At 68.2% G+C, this 25979-nt stretch carries 31 protein-coding genes and 1 other RNA gene; 18 read left to right on the forward strand and 14 right to left on the reverse strand.

The genetic code is table 11. The annotated features are described in order from the left end of the window. Positions 1-47 precede the first annotated feature (47 nt). Together dnaG and rpoD are read left to right on the forward strand one after the other, a co-directional pair. The gene (gene dnaG, locus IEX18_RS12605; RefSeq protein ID WP_188659106.1) at positions 48-1919 is read left to right on the forward strand and encodes a DNA primase; all 1872 of its coding nucleotides are present in this window, start codon (positions 48-50) and stop codon (positions 1917-1919) included. Beyond that, the gene (gene rpoD / locus IEX18_RS12610; RefSeq protein ID WP_188659107.1) at positions 1919-3943 is read left to right on the forward strand and encodes an RNA polymerase sigma factor RpoD; all 2025 of its coding nucleotides are present in this window, start codon (positions 1919-1921) and stop codon (positions 3941-3943) included. Before dnaG ends, rpoD begins: the two co-directional genes overlap by 1 nt. A 23-nt stretch (positions 3944-3966) precedes the next feature. Here the strand turns inward: rpoD and IEX18_RS12615 are convergent, their stop codons facing one another. From IEX18_RS12615 to IEX18_RS12630, 4 genes are all read right to left on the reverse strand, one after another. Then, positions 3967-4524 (reverse strand): putative antibiotic biosynthesis monooxygenase, encoded by a 558-nt coding sequence (locus IEX18_RS12615; RefSeq protein WP_188659108.1) that lies wholly within the window; start codon positions 4522-4524, stop codon positions 3967-3969. Between the two features lie 98 nt (positions 4525-4622). Continuing rightward, positions 4623-5015: a 50S ribosomal protein L19 gene (gene rplS / locus IEX18_RS12620; RefSeq protein WP_188659109.1), complete on the reverse strand. Its 393-nt coding sequence runs from the start codon at positions 5013-5015 to the stop codon at positions 4623-4625. Continuing rightward, the gene (gene trmD, locus IEX18_RS12625) at positions 5012-5746 is read right to left on the reverse strand and encodes a tRNA (guanosine(37)-N1)-methyltransferase TrmD (protein WP_188659110.1); all 735 of its coding nucleotides are present in this window, start codon (positions 5744-5746) and stop codon (positions 5012-5014) included. Before trmD ends, rplS begins: the two co-directional genes overlap by 4 nt. Next, positions 5743-7230 (reverse strand): serine hydrolase domain-containing protein, encoded by a 1488-nt coding sequence (locus IEX18_RS12630; protein ID WP_188659111.1) that lies wholly within the window; start codon positions 7228-7230, stop codon positions 5743-5745. Before IEX18_RS12630 ends, trmD begins: the two co-directional genes overlap by 4 nt. Positions 7231-7302: 72 nt before the next feature. On the opposite strand from IEX18_RS12630, the gene IEX18_RS12635 reads away from it, so the two are divergent. Further along, on the forward strand, positions 7303-8208 hold the full coding sequence (locus IEX18_RS12635) for an NAD(P)/FAD-dependent oxidoreductase (RefSeq protein WP_188659435.1): 906 nt from the start codon (positions 7303-7305) through the stop codon (positions 8206-8208). A gap of 3 nt (positions 8209-8211) precedes the next feature. Here IEX18_RS12635 and rimM read toward each other — a convergent pair whose 3' ends face one another. The 3 genes from rimM to ffh all read right to left on the reverse strand — a co-directional run bounded on the left by rimM (position 8212) and on the right by ffh (position 10896). Beyond that, a complete protein-coding gene (rimM, locus tag IEX18_RS12640) occupies positions 8212-8718 on the reverse strand; it encodes a ribosome maturation factor RimM (RefSeq protein ID WP_188659112.1) in 507 nt (168 codons plus the stop codon). A 171-nt stretch (positions 8719-8889) separates the two neighbouring features. Further along, complete coding sequence (gene rpsP / locus IEX18_RS12645; protein ID WP_188659113.1) at positions 8890-9300, reverse strand: 30S ribosomal protein S16; 411 nt, start codon at positions 9298-9300, stop codon at positions 8890-8892. A gap of 96 nt (positions 9301-9396) precedes the next feature. Next, positions 9397-10896 carry a signal recognition particle protein gene (gene ffh / locus IEX18_RS12650; RefSeq protein WP_188659114.1) on the reverse strand — a complete coding sequence of 500 codons (1500 nt, stop codon included), beginning with the start codon at positions 10894-10896 and terminating at the stop codon, positions 9397-9399. Positions 10897-11135: 239 nt separating this feature from the next. On the opposite strand from ffh, the gene mtaB reads away from it, so the two are divergent. The 3 genes from mtaB to IEX18_RS12665 are packed head-to-tail and all read left to right on the forward strand — an operon-like array spanning position 11136 to position 13941. Continuing rightward, the gene (gene mtaB / locus IEX18_RS12655; protein ID WP_188659115.1) at positions 11136-12329 is read left to right on the forward strand and encodes a tRNA (N(6)-L-threonylcarbamoyladenosine(37)-C(2))-methylthiotransferase MtaB; all 1194 of its coding nucleotides are present in this window, start codon (positions 11136-11138) and stop codon (positions 12327-12329) included. Further along, positions 12326-13261, forward strand: coding sequence for a signal recognition particle-docking protein FtsY (ftsY, locus tag IEX18_RS12660; protein WP_188659116.1), 936 nt, complete (start codon positions 12326-12328; stop codon positions 13259-13261). The genes mtaB and ftsY overlap by 4 nt, the downstream gene beginning before the upstream one ends. A 35-nt stretch (positions 13262-13296) precedes the next feature. Then, positions 13297-13941 (forward strand): inner membrane-spanning protein YciB, encoded by a 645-nt coding sequence (locus IEX18_RS12665; protein ID WP_188659436.1) that lies wholly within the window; start codon positions 13297-13299, stop codon positions 13939-13941. A gap of 197 nt (positions 13942-14138) precedes the next feature. On the opposite strand, the gene IEX18_RS12670 is transcribed toward IEX18_RS12665, so the two are convergent. Together IEX18_RS12670 and pspF are read right to left on the reverse strand one after the other, a co-directional pair. Next, on the reverse strand, positions 14139-14750 hold the full coding sequence (locus IEX18_RS12670) for a superoxide dismutase (RefSeq protein ID WP_188659117.1): 612 nt from the start codon (positions 14748-14750) through the stop codon (positions 14139-14141). 66 nt (positions 14751-14816) lie between these two features. Continuing rightward, a complete protein-coding gene (gene pspF, locus IEX18_RS12675) occupies positions 14817-15860 on the reverse strand; it encodes a phage shock protein operon transcriptional activator (protein WP_188659118.1) in 1044 nt (347 codons plus the stop codon). A gap of 167 nt (positions 15861-16027) precedes the next feature. Between pspF and IEX18_RS12680 the strand changes: the two genes are divergently transcribed. The 10 genes from IEX18_RS12680 to IEX18_RS12725 are packed head-to-tail and all read left to right on the forward strand — an operon-like array spanning position 16028 to position 19502. Then, complete coding sequence (locus IEX18_RS12680; protein ID WP_188659119.1) at positions 16028-16171, forward strand: hypothetical protein; 144 nt, start codon at positions 16028-16030, stop codon at positions 16169-16171. A 37-nt stretch (positions 16172-16208) separates the two neighbouring features. Beyond that, entirely contained in the window at positions 16209-16880 is a 672-nt protein-coding gene (gene pspA, locus IEX18_RS12685; RefSeq protein WP_188659437.1) for a phage shock protein PspA, read from the forward strand. Positions 16881-16884: 4 nt separating this feature from the next. Next, positions 16885-17169, forward strand: a complete 285-nt coding sequence (gene pspB, locus IEX18_RS12690) for an envelope stress response membrane protein PspB (RefSeq protein WP_188659120.1) — start codon at positions 16885-16887, stop codon at positions 17167-17169. Position 17170: 1 nt separating this feature from the next. Beyond that, the gene (gene pspC / locus IEX18_RS12695; protein WP_188659121.1) at positions 17171-17551 is read left to right on the forward strand and encodes an envelope stress response membrane protein PspC; all 381 of its coding nucleotides are present in this window, start codon (positions 17171-17173) and stop codon (positions 17549-17551) included. Positions 17552-17586: 35 nt separating this feature from the next. Then, the gene (locus IEX18_RS12700; RefSeq protein WP_188659122.1) at positions 17587-17871 is read left to right on the forward strand and encodes a hypothetical protein; all 285 of its coding nucleotides are present in this window, start codon (positions 17587-17589) and stop codon (positions 17869-17871) included. Between the two features lie 23 nt (positions 17872-17894). Next, a complete protein-coding gene (locus IEX18_RS12705; protein WP_188659123.1) occupies positions 17895-18221 on the forward strand; it encodes a hypothetical protein in 327 nt (108 codons plus the stop codon). Positions 18222-18232: 11 nt separating this feature from the next. Then, a complete protein-coding gene (locus IEX18_RS12710) occupies positions 18233-18523 on the forward strand; it encodes a hypothetical protein (protein WP_188659124.1) in 291 nt (96 codons plus the stop codon). Positions 18524-18557: 34 nt separating this feature from the next. Next, entirely contained in the window at positions 18558-18800 is a 243-nt protein-coding gene (locus IEX18_RS12715; protein WP_188659125.1) for a hypothetical protein, read from the forward strand. 14 nt (positions 18801-18814) lie between these two features. Further along, positions 18815-19048: a hypothetical protein gene (locus IEX18_RS12720; protein ID WP_188659126.1), complete on the forward strand. Its 234-nt coding sequence runs from the start codon at positions 18815-18817 to the stop codon at positions 19046-19048. 49 nt (positions 19049-19097) lie between these two features. Then, positions 19098-19502 carry a SufE family protein gene (locus IEX18_RS12725; protein WP_188659127.1) on the forward strand — a complete coding sequence of 135 codons (405 nt, stop codon included), beginning with the start codon at positions 19098-19100 and terminating at the stop codon, positions 19500-19502. 38 nt (positions 19503-19540) lie between these two features. Here IEX18_RS12725 and IEX18_RS12730 read toward each other — a convergent pair whose 3' ends face one another. Together IEX18_RS12730 and IEX18_RS12735 are read right to left on the reverse strand one after the other, a co-directional pair. Further along, on the reverse strand, positions 19541-19846 hold the full coding sequence (locus IEX18_RS12730; RefSeq protein WP_188659128.1) for a (2Fe-2S) ferredoxin domain-containing protein: 306 nt from the start codon (positions 19844-19846) through the stop codon (positions 19541-19543). Further along, a complete protein-coding gene (locus tag IEX18_RS12735) occupies positions 19843-20373 on the reverse strand; it encodes a J domain-containing protein (RefSeq protein WP_188659129.1) in 531 nt (176 codons plus the stop codon). Before IEX18_RS12735 ends, IEX18_RS12730 begins: the two co-directional genes overlap by 4 nt. A gap of 184 nt (positions 20374-20557) precedes the next feature. Between IEX18_RS12735 and IEX18_RS12740 the strand changes: the two genes are divergently transcribed. Together IEX18_RS12740 and IEX18_RS12745 are read left to right on the forward strand one after the other, a co-directional pair. Next, positions 20558-22138: a SulP family inorganic anion transporter gene (locus tag IEX18_RS12740; protein ID WP_188659130.1), complete on the forward strand. Its 1581-nt coding sequence runs from the start codon at positions 20558-20560 to the stop codon at positions 22136-22138. Then, positions 22135-22770: a carbonic anhydrase gene (locus IEX18_RS12745; protein ID WP_188659131.1), complete on the forward strand. Its 636-nt coding sequence runs from the start codon at positions 22135-22137 to the stop codon at positions 22768-22770. The genes IEX18_RS12740 and IEX18_RS12745 overlap by 4 nt, the downstream gene beginning before the upstream one ends. 21 nt (positions 22771-22791) lie before the next feature. Here IEX18_RS12745 and IEX18_RS12750 read toward each other — a convergent pair whose 3' ends face one another. The 3 genes from IEX18_RS12750 to IEX18_RS12760 form a co-directional block, all read right to left on the reverse strand. Continuing rightward, entirely contained in the window at positions 22792-24780 is a 1989-nt protein-coding gene (locus IEX18_RS12750; RefSeq protein WP_188659132.1) for an energy transducer TonB, read from the reverse strand. A 50-nt stretch (positions 24781-24830) separates the two neighbouring features. Further along, positions 24831-25220, reverse strand: an RNA gene (gene rnpB / locus IEX18_RS12755) — RNase P RNA component class A. 12 nt (positions 25221-25232) lie between these two features. Further along, on the reverse strand, positions 25233-25922 hold the full coding sequence (locus IEX18_RS12760; protein ID WP_188659133.1) for an N-acetylmuramoyl-L-alanine amidase: 690 nt from the start codon (positions 25920-25922) through the stop codon (positions 25233-25235). Positions 25923-25979 lie beyond the last annotated feature (57 nt).

A 25979-nucleotide genomic window follows, 5' to 3' on the forward strand; every position in this document is an offset into this window, starting at 1 on the left:
GATATTGCCATTTTCGGTCACCCGCGGCATGGGCATATAATCGCGCGATGAGTCTCTCGCCCGCCTTCCTCGACGAGCTGCGTGCACGCACCTCGCTGTCGGCGCTGGTGGGCAAGACGGTGAAGCTGCACAAGGCGGGGCGCGAGCACAAGGGCTGCTGCCCCTTTCACAACGAGAAGACGCCCAGCTTCTACGTCAACGACGACAAGGGCTTCTACCATTGCTTCGGCTGCTCCGCGCATGGCGACGCCATCCGCTGGATGACCGACCAGCGCGGCCTGCCCTTCATCGACGCGGTCAAGGAACTGGCGCAGGCTGCCGGCCTGGACATGCCGGCCATGGACAAGCGCGCCGCCGCCAAGGCCGAGCGCACCAAGGGGCTGGTCGAGGCGATGGCCGATGCCGCCGCCTTCTTCACCGAGCAGCTACATGGCCTTGGCGGGCAGGACGCGCGGCGGATGCTGGAGCGGCGCGGCGTTTCGGCGGAGACCGCCAAGGCGTTCGGCATGGGCTTCGCCCCCGACTCGCGCCGCGCGCTGCGGACCGCCCTTGCCGAATATGGCGACGCGATGCTGGTCGAGGCGGGGCTGCTGATCCAGGTCGAGGGCAAGGAGCCCTATGACCGGTTCCGCGGCCGGCTGATGATCCCGATCCGCGACGCGCGTGGCCGCGTGATCGCATTCGGCGGGCGCATCCTCGACCAGGGCGAGCCCAAATATCTCAACAGCCCGGACACGCCGCTCTTCGACAAGGGGCGGACGCTCTACAATCTCGACCGCGCCGCCCCCGCCGCCCGCAAGTCGGGCCGGCTGCTGGTGGTCGAGGGCTATATGGACGTCATCGCCCTCGCCCAGGCCGGCATTCACGAGGCGGTGGCGCCGCTCGGCACCGCGCTGACCGAGCATCAGCTCGAACGGCTGTGGCGGATGGTCGAGGTGCCGGTGCTCTGCTTCGACGGCGACGGCGCGGGGCAGAAGGCCGCGGTCCGTGCCGCGCACCGCGCGCTGCCGATGCTGGCGCCGGGGCGCTCGCTGCGCTTCGTCACGCTGCCGGCGGGGCAGGATCCGGACGATCTGGTCAAGTCCGGCGGTGCAGGCGCCATGGAAGCCTTGCTCGCCGCCACCGAGCCGCTGGTCGATCGTGTCTGGGCGCATGAGCTGGCCGCGGAACCGCTCGATACGCCCGAGCAGCGCGCGGGGCTGAAGCGCCGGCTGGGCGAGCTGGCGGCGACGATCGCAGATCCGGCCGTCCGGTCGGAATATCAGGCCGAGTTCCGCCGCCGCTTCGACGCGCACTTCCTGCCACAGCGCAAGCCTTTCCGGCCGATGGGCAACGGCCGCCAGCCCTGGCGCCCCCCCGTGCCGGTGACCGAGGACGCCAAGGCGCTGCGCGCCGCGGGGATCGACCGGGTTCTCGCCAAGGCGGTACTCGCCGGGCTGATCCGCCATCCGGCCGAGATCGCACGGCATATGGAGGTGCTGGGCAGCCTTCGGCTCGCCGACGGGGCTCTCGGCCGCCTGTTCGAGGCGGTGGTCGATGTGGCGCTGGAGGATGCCGGCGGCAGCCATGGCGCGCTTGATAGCGGCCGCCTCGTCACCATATTGGCACGGTCCGGTTTCGAGGGGATTGCCAGCGATCTCCTGCGGGCGGACGCGATGCCTTATTCGTTCACCATGGCCGGCGGCGATCCGGCGCGGGCGCGCGAGGATCTGGACGAGGCGATCGCCATCCTGATCGCGCGGCCCGAGGTCGATGCCCAGCTCGCCGCCGCGACGCGGGCGATGCAGGCGCGCTTCACCGACGAGGCGTTCGAGCGGCAGGTGGCTTTGGTGAAAGAGCGGCAGGCGTTGGAAATGCGCCTTGCCAACCTATGTCAGGCGCATGAAGACGCGCGAGCGTTGGGATCCGAGGGTAATTAATGGCTAAGAACATGGCGGACACGGCGGAGGCTCCGGACTCGGGCGACGCGCCGCTGATCGATCTCAACGATGCGTCGATCAAGAAGGTGATCGCCCGCGCCAAGAAGCGCGGCTACATCACCTATGATCAGCTCAACGAAGCCTTGCCGCAGGGCGAGATGTCGTCCGACCAGATCGAGGACATCACCTCGGCGCTGAGCGAGATGGGCATCAACATCGTCGAGAACGAGGAAGCCGGCGAGGACGGCGAGGCGGAGGAGCGCGCCGACGACGGCGACGAGGCCGAGACGAGCGAGACCGACTCCGATACGCCGCTGCCGGAGAAGAAGAAGGAGACGGTCGATCGCACCGACGATCCCGTCCGCATGTACCTGCGCGAGATGGGGGCGGTCGAGCTGCTGTCGCGCGAGGGCGAGATCGCGATCGCCAAGCGGATTGAGGCCGGCCGCGACACGATGATTCTGGGCCTGTGCGAATCGCCCATCACCTTCAACGCGATCATCGACTGGTCTACCGCGCTGAACGAGGGGACGATGCAGCTGCGCGAGATCCTCGATCTCGACGCGATGCTCTCCAAGGGCCCGTCGGCCGAGCAGGTCGAGGGCGCCGAGGACGAGGGCGACGAGATCAGTGAGAAGAGCGCCGGCCCGTCCTACAAGGAAGAAGAGGACATCAAGGAAGAGGCGTCGGACGACGAGGACGACGAGCTGACCGAGCGTCGCGCGCCGCGTCCGTCGGATGACGACGACGAGGACAACACGCTCAGCCTCGCCCAGATGGAAGAGCAGCTCAAGCCGCAGGCGCTGGAGCGGTTCGCCAACATCACCGGCCTCTACAAGAAGTTCGCCAAGCTCCAGCAGAGCCGGCTCGACGCGATGGCGGCGGGCGGCGAGCTGACCGCGGCGGACGAGAAGAAGTATCAGAAGCTGCGCGAGGAGTTGACCGCGGAGGTCGAGAGCGTCCAGTTCCACAATGCCAAGATCGAATATCTGGTCGACCAGCTCTATGCCTTCAACCGGCGCCTGACCGCGCTGGGCGGGCAGATGCTGCGCCTCGCCGAGCGGCACAAGGTCAGCCGCAAGGACTTCCTCGACCGCTATGTCGGGCACGAGCTGGACGACACCTGGCTCCAGACGGTCGGCAAGCTCGACAAGAAGTGGACGGCGTTCGCGACCAACGAGGCCGCGACGGTCGACCGCATCCGCACCGAGATCGGCGAGATCGCCCAGCAGACCGGCATGGCGCTGACCGAGTTCCGCCGCATCGTGAACATGGTGCAGAAGGGCGAGCGCGAAGCCCGCATCGCCAAGAAGGAGATGGTGGAGGCGAACCTGCGCCTCGTCATCTCCATCGCCAAGAAGTACACGAACCGCGGATTGCAGTTCCTCGACCTTATCCAGGAAGGCAATATCGGCCTGATGAAGGCGGTCGACAAGTTCGAGTATCGCCGCGGCTACAAGTTCTCGACCTACGCCACCTGGTGGATTCGGCAGGCGATCACCCGCTCGATCGCCGACCAGGCGCGGACGATCCGCATCCCGGTCCATATGATCGAGACGATCAACAAGCTGGTCCGCACCAGCCGCCAGTTCCTCCACGAGCAGGGCCGCGAGCCCACGCCCGAGGAGATGGCGGAGCGCCTCTCCATGCCGCTGGAGAAGGTGCGCAAGGTGATGAAGATCGCCAAGGAGCCGATCTCCCTCGAGACGCCGATCGGCGACGAGGAGGATTCGCACCTCGGCGACTTCATCGAGGACAAGAATGCGGTGATCCCGGTCGATGCCGCGATCCAGGCCAATCTGAAGGAAACGGTCACCCGCGTCCTCGCCAGCCTGACCCCGCGCGAGGAGCGCGTGCTGCGCATGCGCTTCGGGATCGGTATGAACACCGATCACACGCTGGAAGAGGTCGGTCAGCAGTTCAGCGTGACGCGCGAGCGCATCCGCCAGATCGAGGCCAAGGCGCTACGCAAGCTCAAGCATCCCAGCCGCAGCCGCAAGATGCGCAGCTTCCTCGACCAGTAATCCCCTGCTCCCGCCCCGGCCTCTCATGCCGGGCGAGAGCGGGCCTTTCCGTCCGGATCGGACAGCGTCCATGGCCGCGCGAAGCGCTGGACGCGCGGCAGGATCACGAACTGCAGCAGCGCCGACAGCATCAGCGACGAGAACAGGAGCTGGATCGGCTGGGGCAGGCTCGACGCGACGCTGCGCACCAGCGTGCTCAGCACGAGCAGCACCGGAAATACCGCAAGCCAGGTCGTGATGAAGGTCCGTTTGGGATCCGCCGCGGACTCGCTCGGCACGACGAGGTGCGCGCGCCGCCCGTCCACGCACTGGCGCCGTTCGACGGGGAAGCGCTCGGCCCGGCGAAGGAGGTGGTGGTAGTCGGATGCCTCCAGCCAGCGATCGCGATCGCCGCTACTGCCGAACTGGTGGATCAGATGGAACAATCCGCCCGCCTGTTCCAGCCTGAGGCTGCTGACATGTCCGGCCGCTCGCGCCGCCGCGTCATCGAAGGCATCGGCCCAGACGCGGAATTCAGGCAGCATCCGGGCAGGGACGATGCGGGTCGTGACCAGCGTGGCGATTTTGGGGGCGGGCTGCATGCCGGCTCAACGCGAACGGAACCGGAAGAGGCGCGGCGGCACGAAAAAGGGCGCCGGGAAAGTCCCGACGCCCTCTTCTCGCAGGATCTGTCCGCGCCTTACTCGGCCGCGGCGGTGTCCTTGGCCGGACGAGTGTCGCGGCGCTCGGCGATACGCGCCGACTTGCCGGTGCGGCCCCGCAGATAATAGAGCTTCGCGCGACGCACGGCGCCCTTGCGGACCACCTCGATCGAATCGATGTTCGGCGAATAGAGCGGGAACACGCGCTCGACGCCCTCGCCGAAGCTGATCTTGCGCACGGTGAACGACGAGCCCATGCCCTTGTTCGAGCGCGCGATGCACACGCCTTCATAGGCCTGGACGCGGGTCCGCTCGCCTTCGACGACCTTCACGCCGACCTTCAGCGTATCGCCGGGGCGGAACTCGGGGATCGCGCGCTGCGCGGTCAGCTTCTGGATCTGCTCGGCTTCGAGCTGCTGGATCAGGTTCATCTCGGTCCATCCTTGTCACGCCGCGCGCCAGAGGGCGACAGACCCGCAGCGCCCCCGTGGCGCTCCCAAAGGTCCGGCCGCCTTAGCCGTGTATCGGTCTCGGCCATCTGCTTGCGCCAGGCCGCGATCCTCGCATGATCCCCCGATCGCAGCACTTCGGGGATCGTGCGCCCTTCCCATTCCACAGGTCGGGTATATTGCGGGTATTCGAGAAGGCCGCTTTCGAAGCTTTCCTCGTCCCCGCTGGAAGCCGCGCCCATTACGCCGGGAAGCAGCCGAACGCAAGCGTCGAGCAGCACCAGCGCACCCATCTCGCCGCCCGAGAGCACATAGTCGCCGATCGAGACCGGCTCGATCGCCCGCGCCTCGAACAGCCGTTCGTCAAAGCCCTCGAAACGGCCGCACAGGATCGTCGCCCCCTCGCCTGCCGCCAGTGCGCGGACGCGCGCCTGGGTCAGCGGCGCGCCGCGCGGCGTCATCGCCAGCACCGGCCGGGTGTCGGCGACGCTGTCGACCGCCGCGGCCAGCACATCGGCGCGCAGCACCATGCCCGCGCCACCACCCGCGGGCGTATCGTCGACCGAGCGGTGGCGGTCGGTCGCGAAGTCGCGGATCTGCACCGTCTCCAGCGTCCAGCGCTCCTCGCGCAGCGCGCGCCCGGCGATCGACAGGCCGAGCGGTCCGGGAAACATCTCCGGGTAGAGCGTCAGGACCGTGACGCGAAAGGTCATGGCTGCGACGCCCGGAAGTCGAGCACCTGAAGGCTGAGCACCGGGGTCGGCGCGCGCTGGACACGGCCGGCCACCTTGCCCTTTGCGCAGGTCCAGATGAAATATCCCTCCATGGCCGAAACGGGGATAACGGGCTCGGTCATCGGGCAGTCGCCCGCATCGGCCTTGGCTGCCGCGATCTCGGCGCGACGGCGCGCCGCATTGCGATCGAGCAGGACGTTGCCCGCCAGCGGGGCGCGCTCGGCATCGCCTGCACGCCACGCAGTACGGGCGGCGTCATAGGCTGCGGCCAGGCCGGTCGACACCGGCACGGCCCGGTCTGGGGTCGCGCCCTCGCGGCGCAGCGCCAGCAGGGCCTGCATCACCGGCAGAGTCGGCGCGGCATAGGTCCGGTTGGCGAAGGCGAAGATGCCGATGCCCGCATCCGGCAACAGCATCACCACCGAGCCAAAGCCCGGATAGCCGCCGGTGTGCGTCACCACTCGCCCGAGATCGCAGTCGTTGATGGTGAACCAGGCCATGCCATAGGACGCGGCCTGACGACACGGCTCGAGCCCCGCCGCGCGATCGCGCGCGGTGACGAAGCCGCCCTCGACGATCCTGCGCACGGTCGCCCGACCGACCGGCCCCATTTCCGCTCCGTCGCGCGCCGGCCAGGCTGACAGGAGGAAGCCGACCCAGCGCGCATAGTCCCGCGCCGTCGTCTGGAGCCCGCCCATTGCGCCGAACGCCCCATCGGCCATGTCCGGCTCACGCACCCAGCCGCCGTCCTGCCAGCGATAGCCCAGCGCCCGCTGCGTCTGATCGCCCGCCAGCACGTCATAGCCCGTCGCGGTCATGCCGAGCGGGGTCAGGATCTGCCGGCCGATCCATTGCTGATAGGGGGCACCCCCGACGTTCGAGACGATCCGGCCCAGCGTCGCATAGCCGAAGTTGGAATATTCCATGGTGACGCCCGGCCCATTGGCGAACGGAACGCCGGCCCGCAGCATCGCGGTGAAGGCAGCCTCGCCGAGCGGCTGCTGCCGGTCGCCCCAGGGATTGTCCTCGACGAAGCCGGCATCGTGGTGGAGCAGGTCGGCGACGGTGATGCGGCGGGAATCGCTGGTGGGATAGCGCCAGCCCTTCATCTCCGGCACATAGCGCTCGGCCGGCGCCTCCAGCGACAGCCGCCCGGCATCGGCGAGCTTGAGGATCGCCATCGCCGTGAACGCCTTCGACATGGAGGCGATGCGGAACCGGCTGTCGGCGGTCACCGGCCGGCGTGTATCGAGATCCTGCACGCCCAGGCCGCGCACGAAGACGAGCCGACCGTCCTTGACCACGCCCCAGACGAGGCCGGGGACGTGCTGCGCCTCCATCCACGCCGCGAACACGGGCTCCAGCGCGGCGATCCGCGCCTCGACCGGTGGCGGAGGCGGCGTCTGGCCGGCAGCGCTGACCGGCGCGGCGACGAGTGCGAGAAGGGCGAGAAGGCGTGTCATGGCGGTGTGTCTAGGCACCCGCCACGCCATTTGCATCAGGAACCGGCATCGGCCGTGCGCGCTTCAGCCGGCATGGACGATTGCATCATCATCGGCGCGGGGCCGGCCGGGCTGACCGCGGCCATCTATCTCGCCCGGTTCCGCCTGAAGATCCGGCTGTTCGATTCGGGCGACAGCCGGGCCGCCTGGATCCCGCGCACGCACAATCATGCCGGGTTTCCCGAGGGTATCGCCGGAACCGAACTGCTGGCGCGGATGCTGGACCAGGCCGAGCGCTACGGCGCGGTGCGGGAGTTGGCGGAGGTCACCGCGATCGAGCCGATGGTAGGGGGCTTCGAGGTTCGGCTGGGCGAGCGGATCGCGCTGGGGCGCACGGTGCTGCTCGCGACCGGCGTGGTGAACAATCGGCCGGCCATGGATGCCGATCTGCACCGCCAAGCGCTGGCGGCGGGTCGGCTGCGCTACTGCCCGATCTGCGACGGCTATGAAGTCACGGACCGGCGGGTCGGCGTGATCGGCCGCGGGCAGCATGGCACCAGGGAAGCACTGTTCCTGCGCAGCTACACGCGGGACGTGACGCTGATCAGCCCGGACGGCGACCTGTGTCTCGACGCCGGCTGCGTCGCAGCGCTGGACGATGCCGGGATCGCGCGGGTCGAGGGACCGTGCGGCGGCTTCGCGATCGAGGGGGAGCGATTCGCCTTCGATACCGCGGCGGGTCGCCTGGCGTTCGACAGCGTCTATCCCGCCATGGGCTCGGTCATCCGGTCACAGCTGGCGATCGCCGCCGGCGCACGGGCGAGCGGCGACGGATGCCTGGAGCTGGACGATCATCAGCGCACCTCCCTGCCCGGCCTGTTCGCGGCCGGCGACGTGGTCAAGGGACTGGACCAGATCAGCCACGCCATGGGAGAGGCCGGCGTGGCCGCCACGACCATCCGCAACACGCTCAACGAACAGCGTCCGATCCGGCGCTGACCGCTATTCGACGAAGGCGGGATCGACCACCAGTCGCGTCGCGTCCCACTCCGGCACCGCCTCCGGACGCATCGGCACCATGAAGCGCTTGCCGGTCGGCCGCTCGATCTCGATCACGTCGCCGGCCCCGAAATTGTCGACTGCGACGACCATGCCGAGCGGATCGCCCGCGCTCGTCTCGACCGCCAGGCCCAACAGGTCGGCATGATAATATTCGCCGTCACCGAGCGGCGGCAGAGCCGAGCGCGGAACGGTCAGCGTGGTTCCGCGCAGACTCTCCGCCGTCGTACGGTCGCCAACTTCGGCAAAGCGGGCGATCGCACCATTGCTGCCGGCCCGAAGCGACACGAGGGTCAGTGCGCCGTCATTGAACATGCGGTGCGACCCGAGATCGTCGGCGAAGACCTTCAGACGCACTTCGCCCGCCACGCCGTGCGCGCCGATCACGGCGGCCAGCGTGACGGGCGGCGAAACGCGCTCGTTGCCGGGTTCAGCCTTGGGGGGAGCCATCGCTGGGTGCTGGGTCCTGATCGCTGCCCTCGGCAGGCTCTTGGGTCGACCGCCCCTGATTGGTCGCGTCCTCGGCGTCGTCGGGGGCTGTGCGGGGGTCCGGATCCTGGGTCATCATACGCTCTCTTCGCTGTCGAACAGAAGAAAACGCACGACGACCCAAAGGGCTGCTTACTCGGCGGTGGCGTCCGCCGGGGCTTCCTCTGCCGGGGCGGCCGAAGCGGCGGCGGCGGCCTCTTCCTGCGCCTTCAGCTTCTCGGCCCGCTCCTCGGCGCGCTCCTTCGCCTTGTCGCCCGGCTGACCCTTGTTGGGGTTGCTGCGGGCTGCGCGCTCGCGCACGCCGGCGACGTCGAGGAAGCGCGCGACGCGATCGGTCGGCTGCGCGCCGCTGGCCAGCCAGTACTTGGCGCGCTCGCCGTCGAGCACCACGCGCTTCTCGTCGTCCTTGGCGAGCAGCGGGTTGTAGTTGCCGATCTTCTCGATGAACTTGCCGTCACGCGGGCTGCGCGCATCGGCCACGACGATGCGGTAATAGGGGCGCTTCTTGGAGCCGCCACGCGACAGTCGGATGCTGAGTGCCATAATCTTGTCCTTGCCTTCTTGATCGTCACCCCGGCGAAGGCCGGGGTCATTTCTGTTGATGTTGCGCCCTTGCCGCAGGCGGCGTCGGGCAGATCGTCATTTCTTCTTGATGAAGTTCTCGAAACCGGGCGGCAGCTGGGGCGGTCCCCCGGCCCCGCCGCCAAGACCCGGCAGGCCCTGTCCGCCGGCCTTGCCCATCAGGTCGCCCAGCCCCGGTCCGCCCAGTGCGTTGCCGATGCCGGCCATGCCGCCCGCCGGTCCGCCCTTGCCGAGCAACGCCATCAGGCCCTTGATGCCGCCCATCTTCTTGAGCTTCTTCATGGCCGTAGACATTTCCTGATGCATCTTCAGGAGCTTGTTCACGTCCTGCACCGTGGTGCCCGAACCCTTGGCGATGCGGATCTTGCGCTTGGCGTTGATCAGCTCGGGCTTCGACCGCTCCTTGACGGTCATTGAGCCGATCATCGCATCCATATGGATCAGCACCTTGTCGCCGCCGGCCTGCTGCAGCGCGCCCTGCGCCTTCTTCATGCCCGGCATCATGCCGGCGAGCGCGCCGAGGCCGCCCATGCGGCGCATCTGCGCCAGCTGGCCGCGCAGGTCGTTCATGTCGAACTGACCCTTGGCCATCTTGGCGGCCATGCGCTCGGCGTCTTCCTGCTGGATCGACTCCGCCGCCCGCTCGACCAGCGAGACGACGTCGCCCATCCCCAGGATGCGGCCCGCGACCCGCTCGGGATGGAAGGCTTCGAGCGCGTCCATCTTCTCGCCGGTGCCGGCGAACTTGATCGGCTTGCCGGTGACCGCGCGCATCGACAGCGCCGCGCCGCCGCGCGCATCGCCGTCCATCCGGGTCAGCACGACGCCGGTCAGCGGCACCTGATCGGAGAAGTTCTGCGCGACGTTGACCGCGTCCTGACCGGTCAGCGAGTCGACGACGAGCAGGATCTCGGCGGGATCGGCGATGTCGGCGACCGCCTTCATCTCGTCCATCAGAGCCTGATCGACATGCAGGCGCCCGGCCGTGTCGAGCATCAGGACGTCATAGCCCTGCAGCTTGGCGGCTTGGAGCGCGCGGCGGGCGATATCCACGGGCTGCTGGCCCGCGATGATCGGCAATGTCGCCACCTCGACCTGGGTGCCGAGCGTCGCCAGCTGCTCCTGCGCCGCGGGGCGATTGACGTCGAGCGACGCCATCAGCACCTTTTTGCGGTCGCGGCCCGACAGACGCCTGGCGATCTTCGCCGTCGTCGTCGTCTTGCCCGAGCCCTGCAGCCCGACCATCATCACCACCGCAGGCGGCGTGACGTCGAGCAGCAGCTCGCTCTCGTCCGCACCCAGGATCGCGACCAGCGCGTCATGGACGATCTTGACGACCTGCTGGCCCGGCGTGACCGAGCGCAGCACGTTGTGGCCGACGGCCTGTTCGGTGACGCGGTCGACGAAGTCGCGTGCGACCGGCAGCGCAACGTCCGCCTCGAGCAGCGCGACCCGCACCTCGCGCATCGCCGCGCGGACATCGGCCTCGGTCAGCGCGCCGCGACCGCGCAGGCGGTCGAACACGCCGCCAAGCCGATCACTCAGGCTGTCAAACATCGCGCCACTCCAAATCTCGTGCCGCCAAACGCAAAAGACGCCGGCGGACGAAACCTCGTCGGCCAGCGCACACTTCCGCGCACGGCGGCGAGTGCTTTATCCAGAGCGTTCGAAGACGAACGTGGCGGGGCCTATAGGCGCATGCTGCCGACAGCACAAGTGCCGCGCGAACGGCCATTCGAGCCGTGCCAACAACCCCGCGCGTGACTTGCGCGGCGTCCATCCCTAGATCGCCCGCCATGTCACCTCCGACGCCCGAGGTCGTCAGCCTCGGCTGCCGGCTCAACATCGCCGAAAGCGAGACGATCCGCGCGATGATCGCCGGGCGGGACATGGTCGTCGTGAACAGCTGCGCGGTGACCGGAGAAGCGGTGAAGCAGAGCCGTGCCGCCGTCCGCCGCGCGCGTCGCGAGCATCCCGGTGCCGAGATCGTGGTGACCGGCTGCGCGGCGACGATCGACCCGCAGGGCTTTTCCGCCATGGCCGAGGTCGCCCGGGTCGTCCCGAACGGGGCCAAGCTCGCCCCCGCCAGCTGGCAGGCCGACGCGGTGCCGCCGGTGGCCTTTTCGGGCCATGCCCGCGCCTTTGTCGAGGTGCAGAACGGCTGCGATCATGCCTGTACCTTCTGCATCATTCCGCTTGGGCGCGGCGCGAGCCGGTCGAGCCCTGCCGGCGCGGTCATCGACCGCATCCGTGCGCTGGTGGCGGCCGGCCACCGCGAGGTGGTGCTGACCGGAGTCGATCTGACCAGCTACGGACCCGACCTGCCCGGCGCCCCGACGCTGGGGCAGCTTGTCGAGCGGATCCTGACGCTGGTGCCCCAAATGGAGCGGCTGCGCCTCTCGTCGCTCGACTCGGTCGAGATCGATGAACGGCTGTTCGACCTGATCGCGCACGAGCCGCGCGTGATGCCGCATCTGCATTTGTCGCTGCAGGCGGGCAACGATCTGATCCTCAAGCGCATGAAGCGCCGCCATTCACGGCAACAGTCCGTCGCGCTGGTCGAACGCCTGCTGGCGGCGCGACCGGACCTCGCGATCGGCGCCGACTTGATCGCCGGCTTCCCGACCGAGGACGAGTCGATGTTTGCGGAAACGCTGGCGCTGATCGACGATGCGCACATCGTGCACGCGCATATCTTCCCCTACTCGCCGCGTGCCGGCACCCCCGCGGCGCGGATGCCGCAGGTCGCCCCGGCGGTCCGGCGCGAGCGCGCGGCACGCCTGCGCGAGGCGGCGGCGCGGCGGCGCCAGGCATGGCTCGCCTCGATGATCGGCAGCGAGCAGGCGGTGCTCGTCGAACGGCCGGGCACCCGCGGTCATGCCGGCAATTTCGCCGACGTCCATCTTGCCGCGCCGGCGGAACCCGGCGCGATCGTGCGCGTCCGGATCGACGCGGCCATGCCCCATCATCTCATCGGAACACGGATATGAGTACGACACCATCGTGGCATGAGAAGCTACTCGGCGGCTTTCGCCGCACTTCGGACCGGCTGATCGGCAATCTGGCGGGGCTCGGCGGCGCGCGGCTGGACGACGACACGCTCGACGAGATCGAGGAGGCCCTGATCGCCTCCGACCTTGGTCCGGAGACCGCAGGGCATATCCGCACGCGCCTGTCGGAAGGGACGTTCGGTCGCGACATGGAGGAACTGGGCATCCGCCTCGTCGTCGCGGAGGAGGTGGAAAAGGCGCTGGCCAAGGTCGCGACCCCGCTCGAGATCGATGCCTTCCCCCGGCCGCAGGTGATCCTGGTCATCGGGGTCAACGGATCGGGCAAGACGACGACGATCGCCAAGCTCGCGCACCTGTTCATGGAGCAGGACTATGGCGTGATGCTCGCCGCGGGCGACACCTTCCGCGCGGCGGCGATCGGGCAGCTGCGGACCTGGGCCGAGCGGGTCGGCGTGCCGATCGTCACCGGCAAGGAAGGCGGCGACGCCGCCGGCATCGTCTACGAGGCGGTGAAGCAGGCTACGGCGACGGGCATCGACGTGCTGATCGTCGATACGGCGGGGCGCCTGCAGAACAAGCGCGAACTGATGGACGAACTCGCCAAGATCCGCCGCGTGCTCGGCCGCCTCAATCCGGAGGCACCGCATGACGTGGTCCTCGTGCTCGATGCGACGACCGGGCAGAATGCGCTGAACCAGATCGAGGTGTTCAAGGACGTGGCGGGCGTGACCGGGCTGGTGATGACCAAGCTCGACGGCACCGCGCGCGGCGGCGTGCTGGTCGCGGCCGCGGAGCGCTACGGCCTGCCGATCCATGCGATCGGGGTCGGCGAGGGCATGACCGACCTACGACCGTTCGACGCCAGCGAAGTGAGCCGGATCATCGCCGGCGTCGAAAGCGCCCGCAAGTGAACGCCCCATCCGCAAAGGGCTCGCCCGGTCTGCGCATGGCGGTGGACTACGCTCCGCTGCTGGTCTTCTTCGCGGTCAACTTCTTCGCGCCCGCCGAGCCGATGATGCGGCTGGTCGCGGGGTTCAGCGGCATGCTGTCCGACATGGACCGGCTCGGCGCGCTGGTGATCGCGCGGGTGATCTGCGCGACGACGGCCTTCGTCCTCGCGACGATCGTCGCAATCGTCGTGTCGCGGGTGAAGCTCGGCCACGTGTCGCCCATGTTGTGGATCTCGGGCGTGCTCGTCGTCGTGTTCGGGGGCCTGACGGTCTATTTCCACGACCCGCGCTTCATCCAGATGAAGCCGACCATCGTCTATGCGACCTTCGCCGGGGTCCTGCTATTCGGCCTGCTGACCGGCCGGCCGCTCTTGGAAGGGCTGCTCGGCACCGCCTATCCCGGCCTGACGGCGGAGGGGTGGCGGAAGCTGACGCGCAACTGGACGCTGTTCTTCATCGGCATGGCGGTGCTGAATGAGCTGGTCTGGCGCTCGGCGACGTGGGACTTCTGGGTCGGGTTCAAGCTGTGGGGCGCGATCCCGCTGACGCTGGGATTCGCGATGGCGAATATCCCGATGCTGATGCGGCACGGCCTGACGGCAGCCGACGGTGCGGTGGAGAAGGAATTGCCGCCGGAGTGAAGGCGCGGCCGGCTGTTTTCGCGCGCCGCTGCAACTTATCGTCACCCCGGACCTGTTCCGGGGTCCACGGCGCCGCACACTCGATCGCCTGATCCTTGGCGGCCCCGTGGATGCCGGGACAAGCCCGGCATGACGGAGCTGTAATAGCTTAGACGTAAAATAAGGGGCGGACCGTTCGACCCGCCCCCCTCCACCTCTTACTTAGCGACCGCGTCGTAGCGCTGGCCGACCGTGTCCCAGTCGACCACATCCCACCACGCCTTCAGATAGGCGGCGCGGTCGTTCTTGTAGGTGAGGTAATAGGCGTGTTCCCACACGTCATTGCCGAGCAGCGGCGTGCCGCGCTCCTGCACCACGTCCATCAGCGGGTTGTCCTGGTTCGGGGTCGACGTGACCTTCAGCTTGCCCGACTCGTCGGCGATCAGCCACGCCCAGCCCGAGCCGAACTGGCCCGCGCCCTTGGTGTTGAACTCGTCCTTCAGCTTCTCGAGGCCGCCGAAATCGCGCTCGATCGCCTCGGCGAGCTTGCCCGAGGGCTGACCGCCACCGGCCTTCATCGACTTCCAGAAGAAGTCGTGGTTCCAATAGCCGCCACCATTGTTGCGGACCAGCGGCGGCTGCGACGAGATGTTCGAGAGGATTTCCTCGATCGTCTTGCCCTGCAGCGACGGGTCCTTCTCGACGCCCTCGTTCAGCTTGTCGGTATAGGCCTTGTGATGCTTGTCGTGGTGGAACGTCATCGTCTCCTTGGAGATCGTCGGCTCCAGCGCGTCATAATCATAGGGCAGCGGGGGCAGTTCGAAAGCCATGGGGCATCTCCTAATGGGGTCGCGCGGAGAAACGCGCGCCGACCCCGATTGGTCCAGCCGCCCGCGTTACGCAACCGTTCCGATCAGGTCGTGCCGCCGCAACGCGTGGCGCAGCTGATCGTAGGACAGGCCCAGCGCCTCCGCGGTATGCCGCTGGTTGAAGCGATGCTCGGCCAGGCTCCTGGCCAGCAGCTCCCGCTCGAAGCGCGCGACGCGCGACTTGAAGTCCGACGGGCCCACCTCGCAGGCCGCGACCTCGTCATGGTCGTCGCCCGCCGCCGGTTCCGGTGCCTCCGGCTGGGCTGCACGGGCGGCAGCGGGAGACTGGGCCTGCGGACGATAGGGGGAGGCGAAGGGGTCGATCTCGATCCGGTCGATCGGCCCACCCTCTTCCCAGCGGTACACGGCCCGCTCGACGACGTTGCGCAGCTCGCGGACGTTGCCGGGCCAGCGATAGCCGGTCAGTGCCTCGACGGCATTGGGCCCGAAGCCGTACCAGCGATCGCGCCCGAGTTCGGCGGCCATGCGGCGGCCGAAATGGTCGGCGAGGATCGGGATGTCGCCCTTGCGGCTGCGCAGCGGCGGCAGCGTCACCACCTCGAAGGACAGCCGGTCGAGCAGGTCGGCGCGGAATTCGTGCCGGTCGACCTTGTCGGGCAGATGCTCGTTGGTCGCCGCGACGATACGGACGTCGACGCGCACCGGGCGCGACGAGCCGATCCGGGTGATCTCGCCATATTCGACCGCCCGCAAAAGGCGCTCCTGCGCGCCCATCGACAGGGTGCCGAGCTCGTCGAGGAACAGCGTGCCGCCGTCCGCCTCCTCGAAACGGCCGGTGCGCGCCTTGGTCGCGCCGGTGAAGGCGCCCGCCTCGTGGCCGAAAAGCTCCGCCTCGATCAGCGTCTCGGGCAGGGCGGCGCAGTTCATCACCACTAGGGGCTGATCCCAGCGCGGGGACAGGCGGTGGAGTCGCTCGGCGACGAGTTCCTTGCCCGTCCCGCGCTCGCCGATGACGAGGACGGGACGGTCCAGCGCGGCGGCGCGACTGGCGCGTTCGAGGGCATCCAGGAACGCCCCCGACTGACCGATAACCTGGCTCGTCCGTTCCATTCCCAAGGATTGGCGCAAAATCCCAATGTTGCGCAAGCCGCCAATCGATCGCAGCGACCATTTTCCGTCGAATAGCACGGAAATCCGCCATTTCCGGCACTTGGCACGCACCGTGCAAAGCCTTGGACATACCGCCACGGCGGACAACAAGGATCACGGAGGAAATCATGTTCAAGGATCTCGCCACCAAGTTCGCCGCCCTCGCCCTGACCGTCGTCACCAGCGCCACGCTGGTCATCGGCGCGGTCGGACCGGCGCAGGCGGGTGCGGGCAAGACCGCAGTCGCCATGGCGACCCGGATCGTGGCATAGTCGCATGGACATCGCTTCCGCCCCTCAGGAGTTCATGATGGGAATCTTCAGCCGAACCCGCGACATCGTCGCCGCCAATTTCGCCGATCTGCTCGACAAGGCAGAAGACCCGGCGAAGATGATCCGGATGATCATCCTCGAAATGGAGGAGACCCTGGTCGAGGTCCGGGCCTCGGCGGCGCGGACCATCGCCGACCAGAAGGAGATGCGCCGGCACATCGCCAAGCTGGAGCAGCTTCAGACGAGCTGGACCGAGAAGGCGGAGCTGGCGCTGTCGAAGGATCGCGAGGATCTGGCCAAGGCCGCGCTGGTCGAGCGGCAGAAGGCGACCGACATGGCGGACCAGCTGACCGCCGAGGTACAGGTGCTCGACGACGCGCTGCGCGCTTCGGAGGAGGACATCGCCAAGTTGCAGGCCCGCCTGCGCGAGGCGCGCAACAAGCAGTCCAACATCCAGACCCGCATCGAGAGCGCGAACAACCGCTATCGCCTGCGCGACATGTACGCCGGGCCGAAAACGCAGGAAGCGTTCAGCCGCTTCGGCGAACTGGAACGCCGGGCCGACGAGGCGGAGGGCCGCGCGGAAGCGCTGGGCCTGGGCGTCACCAAGTCGCTGGAGGACGAGATCGCCGAGCTGCGGCAGAGCGATCGGGTCGACGCCGAACTGGCCGCGCTGAAGGCGCGCCTGTCCGGCAAGACGGAGGGCTGATCCGATGGAAGACGTGCTGGTTCCGATCGGGGTCGTCGGCATGCTGTTCATCGGCCTGCCCTGGATCGTCCTTCACTATGTCACCAAGTGGCGCGCCGCTCCGAAGATCACCGAGGAGGACGAGCGGATGCTGGACGAGATGTACAATCTCGCCCGCCGCCTGGAGGATCGCCTCAACACCGTCGAGCGGATCGTCGCCGCCGACAATCCCGACTGGCGCCCCGGGCTGAACGCCCCGCAGACGCCGACCCAATACAGCCTCGACCGCACCCATAGCCGGAGCAACTGAGATGGCCGCCCGCACACAATTCTACCTCAACAAGCAGGATGCCCAGTGGAAGGGCGTCTGCGCCGGGATCTCCGACTATACCGGGATCGACGTCCTCTGGGTCCGACTGGCGGCCGTGCTGCTGACGGTCACCGGCGCTGGCTTTCCCTGGGTGCCGATCAGCTACTTCGTGATCGCCTATTTCGCCAAGACCAAGCCGATCGGCCTCTACCAGTCCGACGAGGACCAGAAATTCTGGCAGGGCGTGCGCACCAATCCGAAGCGCTCGACCGCCGAGGTCCGCTCCAAGCTGCGCGACATCGACCGCCGGTTGGCCGACATGGAAACCCACTTCACCAGCCGCAACACCGCGCTGGCTGACGAGATCGACGCGCTGCGCTGAATCCGCGCCGTCCAACAGAACAGGGGAGACGAACGATGAGCTGGGGAGGACCGGGTTTCGTCATCGCGATCATCGCGATCTCGACCTTCGGCATTGTCATCAACAACTGGATCCGGACCCGGCACGGCTATGCGCCGACCGACAACCGGGGCGGCCAGGACGCCGGTCCCGATGCGGACCGCAAGATCCGGCTACTGACCACCGACAATGAGAAGCTCGCCGGGCAGGTCGGCCGGCTGGAGGAGCGGATCGCGGTGCTGGAACGCATCGTCACCGACCCCGCCCACCGCACCGCCCGCGAAATCGACAGCCTGCGCTGACGGGCCGACGAAGGAGATCTGGAATGAACCCGGACACACTCGAAATCATCCGCATGCTGTTCCCGCTGATCGCGGTCATCATGCTCTTCGCGGTCGGCGGCTGGGTGCTGACGACCTGGATGCGGATCAAGAACGGCTATCCGCTCGACGGCGCCTGGGGCCAGGCCATCTACCCCCGCAAGGACGAGGAGTCGGTCGAACGGATCAAGCTCCTCAGCCAGGAGAACGCCCAGCTGCGGGCCGAACTCGGCTCGGTCAAGGACCGACTGGCCAATGTCGAGCGCATCGTCACCGATGGCGGCACCCTGCTGAGCCACGAGATCGATCGCCTGCGCACCGCGTCGAACTGAGGAGCCGGATCATGGACAAGCCCCTTTTCGTCATCGCCTTCTTCATGATCGTCGTGGGACTGCCGATCATCCTCGGCGTGGGCGGCGACATGTTCAAGCGCTGGCTGAAGCACAAGGAGACGATGTCGGCGGCGCTCAACGCGCAGACCGCGGAACGGGCGGCGCAATATGCCGCCCAGACCGAGCGGCTGGAGCAGAGGGTGCGGGTGCTGGAGCGGATCGTGACCGACCGTGGGCATGACCTTTCCCAGGAAATCGAGCGACTGCGCGGCGACGAGCCATCGACGCCGCGGATCAACTGACAAATATAACAACACATAGAGGGAGTTATAACCGATGGGCCCGTTCTCGATGGTCGTCATGATCGTGCTGATCGTGACGATCGGGAAGGTGCTGGCACCGCGCTACAGGATGCGCGGCATGCAGCAGGACTATCACCTCCAGCATGCCGAGGCGCAGCGCGCGCAGGACGAGATCCGCCAGCTCAAGGAGCGGGTCGCGGTGCTGGAACGTGTCGTGACCGACAATCATGGCAGCATCGACCTCGATCGCGAGATCGAGCGGCTGCGCGACCGCTGAAAGGAGGCGGCAAAATGACCGATCCCTTCGTTACCGTCACCCTCTCGCTATCGGGTCTCGCCGGACTGGCGATGGTCGTCACCGGCGGCCTTGCCGGCTGGCGCGGCTGGCTCCAGCTCAAGCGCACCGAGCTGGACCGGGTCTCGACCGGCAATGCCGGCGCCCCCGCCGGCGCCCGCATCGAGATCGCCGACCTCAAGGAGCGCATCCGCAAGCTGGAGGCGATCGCCGCCGGGGTGGAGCTGTAGGTACCGGGGCATTGCTCCCCCCCGCCCCAGCCTGTACCGCCGCCGCGCAATGCAGAGCCTGGACGATATCCGCGAGGAATATGACTTCCTCGATCCCGACGACCGCTACCGCCTGCTGATCGATCTCGGCCGCGCGCTGGAGCCGATGCCGGAGGCGCTGAAGACCGAGGCGACGCTGGTGCGCGGCTGCTCCGCCTCGGTATGGGTCTATCCGACCCGCGCGGCGGACGGCACGCTCCACTTCCTCGCCGACTCGAACGCCGCGATCACCAAGGGTATCATCGCGCTGGTGCTGCATGCGGTGCAGGATCGGACCGCGGCGGCGATACTGGCGACGGATGTGGCGGCAGCGCTGCAGCCCTTCGACCTGTCGCGCCAGCTCAGTTCCAACCGTACGCAGGGTATTCCGAACATGATCGCGCTGATCCGGGAAACCGCGGCGCGTTACGCATAGGCCAAAGGGCACTACCGCTCGGATTGCCGGCCGGGGATTTACTCAGCCGGCCCGATCCCCAGTTGCACGGCCAATGCCTCGATCGGCTCGCCCGGCGGCACGACCAGCCACTCGGCCGGGCGGCGGCTGTCCACGACCGTCACCGCATGTTTCGGGCAAAGCTTCAGGCATCGCGTCTCGACCACGCCGACACGCGCCTTCCGTCCCTTCCCGGACATGCGTCGCAGCGCCTTGACGAGGGTCTGATCCTCGTCCGGGCCAAAGCTGCGCCCGACCTTCCTGGAGCATTTGCCGCAGACCAGCACGACGTTGGCCCAGCCGCTCTTCTTCGCGATGCGGGTCACGCCGCCCGCCGCTCCTCGGCGGCGCGCAGCACCTCATAGGCGGCCTGCACCGCCTGGAATTTCACTGCCGCATCGGGATCGTTCGGCCGCACGTCCGGATGATTTTCCTTGGCAAGCCGCCGCCATGCCATCCGCACCGCCTCGAAGTCGGCATCCACGTCCAGCCCCAATGCGGTCAGCGCCCGCTGTTCGTCGCGCGAGCGGGTGCCGTCGCCGGAGCCTCCCCAGGCATAGTGGCGCGCCTGTTCATAGCCCCGCGCGCCGCGCGACTCGTCCGCCTCGCGCGCCGCCGCCTCTTCGGCGGACAGGCCCTGAAAATAGTCCCAGCCGCGATTATACTCGGCGGCGTGGTCCTGGCAGAAATACCAGCGATCGGGATTGTTGGGGGATTTCGGTGCCGGGCAGTCGCCGGGGCGACCGCAGCCGTCGCGATCGCAGAGCCGCACGGGCTTCGCCTCGCGCCCCGAGCCATAGCCTCGCCAGCGGGGGAAACCCCAGTCGTTCGAACGTGTCGGCCGGTACGCCATCGCTCCCGACATAAGCCGAGACACGCGTCGCGCAACTGCTCCGCTCGACCCGGACGAACCGGAAGCGATCTGCGTAACGCCCGCACGACACCTCTTTTCTTCGCACGCTGAACATGACACTTACGTCATCTAATCTTCATGGCCGGTTCGGTACGATGAAGCGAATCGAGCATAGGAGCCGCGTTTGACCGCCCAACGATCGTTCCTCTCCAGCGCCCGGGCGGACATTCCCGCCTCGATCGTGGTCGCGCTGGTCGCGCTCCCCCTGTGCCTGGGCGTGGCCCTGGCGTCGGGCGCGCCGCTCTTCTCGGGGATCATCGCGGGCGTGGTCGGCGGCATCGTCGTCGGCAGCCTGTCGAAATCGCCGCTGTCGGTCAGCGGCCCCGCGGCCGGTCTGACGGTCATCGTCCTCGCCGCCATCGAAAGCCTGCCGACCTTCCAGGCCTTCACGCTGGCGGTGATGCTCGCCGGCGTGTTGCAGCTCGCCTTCTCCTTCACCCGCGCCGGCATCCTGGCCGAGTTCGTGCCCTCCTCCGTCATCACCGGCATGCTGGCCGCGATCGGGCTGATCCTGATCCTGAAGCAGATCCCGCATGCGGTCGGCTATGACGCCGAGGCGGAGGGGATATTCGAGTTCTCGACGGCCGACGGGCTCAACACGCTGACCCGGTTGACCGAGAGCGTCTCGGGCCGCCTCACGCCGGGCGCGGTGCTGATCGCCGCCATCAGCCTCGTCTTCCTCTTCTGGTGGGATCATGCGCGCCCCAAACAGGGGCCGCTGCGCTTCCTTCCCGGCCCGTTGGTCGTGGTGGTGATCGGGGTGGTCGGCAACATGCTGCTCGGCGTCGTCCGCCCGGACTGGCAGCTGACCGCCAAGCACCTCGTTCAGGTGCCGATCGCGGGGGCCCCGAGCGAGTTCGTCAAGCTCTTCTCGCTGCCCGACTTCAGCGCGATCGGCATGGGTGCGGTGTGGAGCACGGCGGTGACGCTGGCGATCGTCGCGAGCCTCGAGTCGCTGCTGTCGGTCAAGGCGATCGACGAGATCGATCCGAAGCGCCGCACGACCGACAAGAACTGGGAGCTGATGGCGCAGGGCGGCGGCAATATCGTGTCGGGGCTGATCGGGGGCCTGCCCGTCACCTCGGTGATCGTCCGCTCGTCCGCCAATGTCGACTCCGGCGCGGACAGCAAGCTGTCGACGATCCTCCACGGCATCTGGCTGCTCGTCTCGGTCGCGCTGATCCCGGCGGTGCTCAACATGATCCCCCTGTCGGCGCTGGCCGCCGTGCTAATCGCGACCGGCTACAAGCTCACCAAGCCCAAGCTGTTCGCCGAGCGCTTCAAGCAGGGCTGGTCGCAGTTCGTGCCGCTGGTCGCGACCGTCGTCGCGATCCTGTTCACCGACCTGCTCGAAGGGATCATGATCGGCATGGCGGTCGGCTTCGTCTTCGTCATCGCGCGCAACTTCCGCACCGCGATCACCGTGGCGCATGCCGGCGACGACTGGCTGGTCCGGGCCCGCCGCAACCTCTACTTTATCCACAAGTACGAATTGCAGAAGAGCCTGGTGAAGGTGCCCGACGGGGCGAACCTGATGATTGACCTCACCTCGACCAACTTCGTCGATCTCGACAATGTCGACATCATCAACGCCTTCATCAAGAACGCCGCGTTCCGCGACATCCGCGTCATCCTGCGCGGCGACATCGCCGAGAAGACGGCCCCCAAGATCAACGCCCCTCTCGCCGAGGTCCGCTACGCATGAAGATCGCCAAGCAACTGCTCCTCGCCAATCGTGCCTGGGCGGCCGAGCTGACCGACGAGAATGCGGACTTCTTCAGCCGGCAGGTGGCGGGGCAGAAGCCGCAGTTCCTCTGGATCGGCTGTTCGGACAGCCGCGTCAGTCCCGAACAGAAGACCCAGTCGCTGCCCGGCCTGATGTTCATCCATCGGAACATCGCCAACCTGGTCCATGCCGACGATCTCAACCTGCTGTCTGTGCTGCAATATGCGGTCGACGTGCTGGAGGTGCCGAACATCGTGATCTGCGGCCATCACGGCTGCGGCGGGATCAAGGCGACGCTCGCAGGGAATACGACCGGGCCGGTCGACACCTGGCTGGCGAACGCCCGCGATGTCGCCCATGCCCATGCCGACGAACTGGCCGCGGTGCCCGAGGCCCAGCGGGTCGACCGGCTGGTCGAGATGAACGTTCGCGACCAGCTCATCAACCTGGCGCGGACGGAGACGGTGCAGAAGGCATTCGCCGCCGGCCGCGAACTGACGCTGCACGGCTGGGTCTATGATATCCGCGACGGGCTGCTCAAGCCGCTGATGGAGATCGACCGCGACACGCGCCTCGAAGAGGTCGGGCGGCCCGAGGCGGTACTGGTCTGAGCGAAACCGGCTTTCGGCGGGTCAGCCGTTCGGCAGCCGGAACAGGACGCGCTGCTTCGATCCGCCGCAGCCGAGACCGCCATCGGGCCGGAAGGTCTTCTCGAACCTGGCCTGGGTCGCGACGTCGCTGGCGGCCTTCGAAAAGACGAAGGCCGGGTAGCTCAGCAGCGTACGGACATTGTCCGTGCGGCCGTCGGCCCGGATGTCGTACTGGACCTGAGTCCAGCCCTCGAAGCCCCATTGCTGCGCCTCCCGCGGAAAGGCGTCCGATCCGGGCAGGTTGAGGAGCTTCGGCGCGGAATCGAGGACCGCGCACTGATCCGCGCTCAGGCCCGATGCGGCGAAGCTCGTCCGCGCGGCGGCGAGGTCTCCGGCGCGTTGCTCCGCCGAGGCGATCCGCACCAGCGCACCTACCCGGTACGAGTCGGTCTTCGCCAGGCGGGCGTCGGCTGCGATCGGCCGCAGCCAGTCGAGCATGGCCCGGGTGCGACCGCTGCCGACGGGCAGATAGTCGGTCCCGATCATCCGGATCGCGGCCTGGGCCTGCGCATCGCCGCTATAGTCGGGCTCGGCGAGCATCCGGGTGAGGAGCGCGAGCATCTCCCGCATCTTCGACGGATCGACCTGCCCGGTGACCCGCGCCGGCAGATCGAGCGCCAGCCGGACCATGACCGGTGCCTTGCGCTGCACGGCCACGGCGAGCGCCTGTTGGTACAGGCGGGTGCGCTCTTCCCGGGGAAGCGTCGGATTGTTGGCCAGCGTCCAGGCCGCGCGCAGCGTTTGCAGCGACTGCGGGTCCTTCGCCGCCGCCTGCGTCAACGCCTGCTGCTCGCCCGGCCGGGTGGCGGCGGTCTGGTCTGCCGGAACCTCGGTGTCGAGGCCCTGATCGGTCAGCCATCGCGCGATTCCCCCGTCGAGCGTCGCGTATATGGAAGGACGCGAGAAGGCGGTCGAGCACCGCATCTCGACCCGTACATTGTACCGATAGAAGGCCGGTATGCTGGCCAGCTCTTCCGGCGACCAGTACCAGCTGCGCACCGCCCGGGCGAATTCCAGGGCGACCCTGCCGCCCCCGGCCGCATAGACCGGCTCGACCATGCCTACGGTGCCGTCGTCGCGGATGCTGAACTGGACCACCGCAACATCGGCAGGCTTCAGCTCCGCCTCGCCGCCGCAGTCGGGGACCGTGACCTGCTCGCCGGGACCGAAGCCGCCCTTCAGCTGCCGGCCGGCCCCCGTCATCGCCATATATTCCCGCGCCTTGTCGCGCTGCCCGAGCAGGATCAGCGCCAGCGCCGCGTCGCCCCTGGCTTCGACATCGTCGATGCTCGTCCGCTCGGTCAGGCCGCCCATGGCAGCCACCGATGCCAGGGCGCTGGTCCGCGCCGCGGCGAAATCGCCCGTGTTGAGCGCCAGCAGCGTCCGCCGCCGCGCGACGACGGCGGAAACCTGCTTGTCGACCTTGCCCAGGCCAGCGACATAGCCGTCCGTCCGCTGGAGCGCGCGGGCTGCGGCGGCGGGATCGACAAAGGCCTGAACCTGAACCAGCGCCAGCGCGGCGCGCAGCTTGTCGACCGGGTCCTGGGCCGCCGCCTCGGACTTCTCGAACTCGCTCGCTGCGCCCGCATAGTCGAGGGTCGAGTGCGCGACCGTGCCGAGCAGGAGATAGGCCAATGCCCGATCATGCGCGAGCGAGGCGTCGCCGGTCGGCAGCGCGCCCAACCCGCGGCGCAGGGCGGCGTCGGCATCCTCGACCTTGCCCGCGCGAAACAGCGCGCCGCCCTTGCGGACCATTACGATCGCCTGACTGCGGCTGCCCGGCTTGACCCGCGCCTCGAGCGCCGTCCAGGCGGCCACGGCGGCATCGGCGTCCTTGCCCGCGTCGAGCGCGGCGGCGGCGTCGAAGGCCTGCTGCACGGTCGGGGCTGCGGACGGCGCCGGCGCCTGCGCGCCCGCCATCGTCGCCGCGACCGCGATCGCCGCGCCCGCCATCCATTCGCTCACCCGCATCGCACGCTCTCCTGGACTCGCCGGTTGCGAACCTAGACGCGGGCGGGGAAAAGGCCAGAGGGTCTGTAAGCCGGGTTCTGTCCCCCTCGTGGCGAGCCACGAGGATGGGCGACCATTCCTCTACGACGACGCTTGCGCGCCGCCTCCAGCAATCAACCCGGGCGGCGGGCGGGAACACGCCCCGGACCTGCGGACAGGCCCATGCCACCCCTATTCGATCTTGCTCCCGGTGGGGTTTGCCATGCCGCTTCCGTTACCGGCCGCGCGGTGCGCTCTTGCCGCACCCTTTCACCGTGGCGAGGCCGAAGCCCGCGCCGTCTGCTCTCTGTGGCACTGTCCCTGGGGTCGCCCCCGCCGGGCGTTACCCGGCACCGTCGTTCCGCGGAGCCCGGACTTTCCTCGCGCGGGGTTACCCCGCCCGCGGTCGCCCGACCCTCTGGCCGGAACCGCCCTTACGCATCTCCCTGCGGCTTGGGAAGCAGCAGCGCGAGGAGGATCATCCGGCACTCGGCATCGATCTCGCCGTCGATCATCTCCGGGCGGAACCGGCGCTGGAAGGCCATGATCGCCGCCATGCGGTCGCTGACGTCATAGCCGAAGCGCTCGAGGGCGAGGCAGAAGCCGGCCTCCGTCCAGCCCGGGTCCATCAGGTTGCGCGTCGGGCGCGGCAGGGCCAGGCGCAACCGGGCGAGCGCGCCCCAGGGGAAGAGCTCGCCCGGATCGCGCTTGCGCGCCGGGGCGACATCGGAGTGACCCACGATGTCGCCGCGGGTGATCCCGTGCCGGTCCTTGATGTCGGCGACCAGTGCGATCACCGCCTCCATCTGCGCCGCCGGAAAGTCGCGATAGCCCCAGTCGTGACCGGGATTGACGATCTCGATCCCGATGCTCGCCGAGTTGACGTCATCGATGCTGCGCCAGTGCGACGCGCCGGCGTGCCATGCGCGGTTCGCCTCGTCGACCAGACGATGGATCCGGCCATCCTCCTCGACGACATAATGGGCCGAGACCTTGGCGGCCGGGTCGCACAGCCGCGCGATCGCGCCCTCCGCATCGGGCATGCCGGTATAGTGGAGCACGATCATCGATATGGGCAGCGTGCGCGCGTCCCAGTTGGGCGACGGGGTGTCGATGAACTTCATGTCGCTCCACGACTGACGCAAGTACCCGGCGACGGCAAGGGCCTGGCGTTCCGGCGA

Origin of the sequence: Sphingomonas metalli, from assembly GCF_014641735.1 — a bacterium.
GTDB classification, from domain to species: Bacteria; Pseudomonadota; Alphaproteobacteria; order Sphingomonadales; family Sphingomonadaceae; genus Sphingomonas; species Sphingomonas metalli.